The sequence below is a fragment of the Thiocystis violacea genome (assembly GCF_016583565.1).
Taxonomy (GTDB): Bacteria; Pseudomonadota; Gammaproteobacteria; order Chromatiales; family Chromatiaceae; genus Thiorhodococcus; species Thiorhodococcus violaceus_A.
Map to the genome: position 1 here is coordinate 1 of NZ_NRRF01000196.1, position 1,413 is coordinate 1,413.

At 54.7% G+C, this 1,413-nt stretch carries 3 protein-coding genes; 1 reads left to right on the forward strand and 2 read right to left on the reverse strand.

The window, feature by feature from the left end:
- Positions 1-280, forward strand: a 280-nt coding sequence (locus tag CKO23_RS25360; protein ID WP_207168694.1) for a hypothetical protein, incomplete at its 5' end; no start/stop codon positions are given.
- A gap of 184 nt (positions 281-464) precedes the next feature.
- On the opposite strand, the gene CKO23_RS24685 is transcribed toward CKO23_RS25360, so the two are convergent.
- Positions 465-896 (reverse strand): DUF29 domain-containing protein, encoded by a 432-nt coding sequence (locus CKO23_RS24685; RefSeq protein WP_200336164.1) that lies wholly within the window; start codon positions 894-896, stop codon positions 465-467.
- 30 nt (positions 897-926) lie between these two features.
- A complete protein-coding gene (locus tag CKO23_RS24690) occupies positions 927-1,280 on the reverse strand; it encodes a DUF4351 domain-containing protein (RefSeq protein ID WP_200336166.1) in 354 nt (117 codons plus the stop codon).
- Positions 1,281-1,413: the final 133 nt, after the last annotated feature.

The window sequence follows — 1,413 nt, forward strand, 5'->3', positions numbered from 1 at the left end:
GTGGGATAGGGAAATGCTCGGCAAAGCGCTCAAACAGTGGGTTCAGCAACACCGTCAACAGCCAGCTGGTTACAAAAGGGCGCGATTGTACCGAAGACGCGCGACTCGCGCTGCTCGGGCGATTCAGCCGCGTCGAGGGCGCGGCGACCGGCAGGAGTCGTTGCGTTCACTTTTCGTGACCTTCACAGCCCTGCTTACGCCGCGCCTGGCTCTCGATATTCACGAAGCGCTTGACATGTTGTCGCTCGAACAAACGTCGCGTGTCAGCGCATTTGAATGACTGGATCGACATGCATTGATCGTATATCGATAACCGATATGACGCAATGGTATTGATATCGAAAAGCCATTCCGTTTTGTTGATGCCGTGCTAATAAGCATGTTTCATGCCTGAGAAACGCCATCCTGAAACAGTTCTTCCAACTCTAAACCATCAATCAGTCCGGTAGTTCCTGCCTGCTGGCTCAGGGCCAATAATCGGCGTTCAGCAAGTCCTCGATACTGTAAAGGCAATCGGCGGGAAAGTTGGCAGTGTCGATGCCGGTCTCGAAACTCGTCAGATCGACGGTGTCCTGATGAGCCTCGCGGATTTCTTCCTCGATGAAGCGCTTCAGGCTCGGCGAACCCTTGAGCAGCTTGAGGATATCCTTGCGCTGGACGCGGATCGTTCCGGCCCAGCTCGACGAGTGTTGCTCGGGTTGATAGTGCCAGTTCAACAGATGACCGATCAGAATCCGCAGCCGTCGATACAGTTCACGACGCTCATTGCCCATCTCGGCCTCTAGCTCTTCGGTCAGGTGCTCGATATCCAGGGCCCCCAACCGGTCTGTTTGGAGCAAGTGGACTTGCTGCTCCAGACAGCTCAGGCGGTCCGTGTCATGTAGATTCGGTTGCATCGAACAGCACCCTCATGATGACTCGATGTGTTAATCGTTGGTGTTGAACACATCATCGAGCCGATTGGCGTCAAGAATCCGCTCGGCCCAAGCTTCCAACTGCTCGGTGCCGGCCGCCCGCAATTGCGCCCGAGTGGCCACGTCAAGCGGACCGAAACGCTTGATCAACTGGCGTTCGAGCAGACTGCATTCACCTTCTTGTCGTCCTTCTTGTCGCCCTTCTTGTCGTCCTTCCTGCCGACCTTGCCGTCGGCCTTCCTCAAGCCCTTGGCGTTTCCAGTCTTCCGTCCATTCGATGACGCTTTCGGCGAGCATGGTTTTCACCTCCAGTAGGTCGGCAATTGCGGGTAAGTCGACTCCGGGCAGCCGTCCGGGCAGCAGCACGCGCTTAGAGGATATCCGGAACAGAAAATGCTTAAATCATTAAAATTCTAAATAAGATAGCCTCTTAGGTACGACAATCACGCGTATCGATGATGCCATGGCCTTTCAAGAGATGTCCGATGATTTTTGGCGT

Excerpts from the sequence above, each read along its gene's own strand:
- CKO23_RS24685 (WP_200336164.1), bottom strand. The coding sequence starts at position 896 with ATGCAACCGAATCTACATGACACGGACCGCCTGAGCTGTCTGGAGCAG.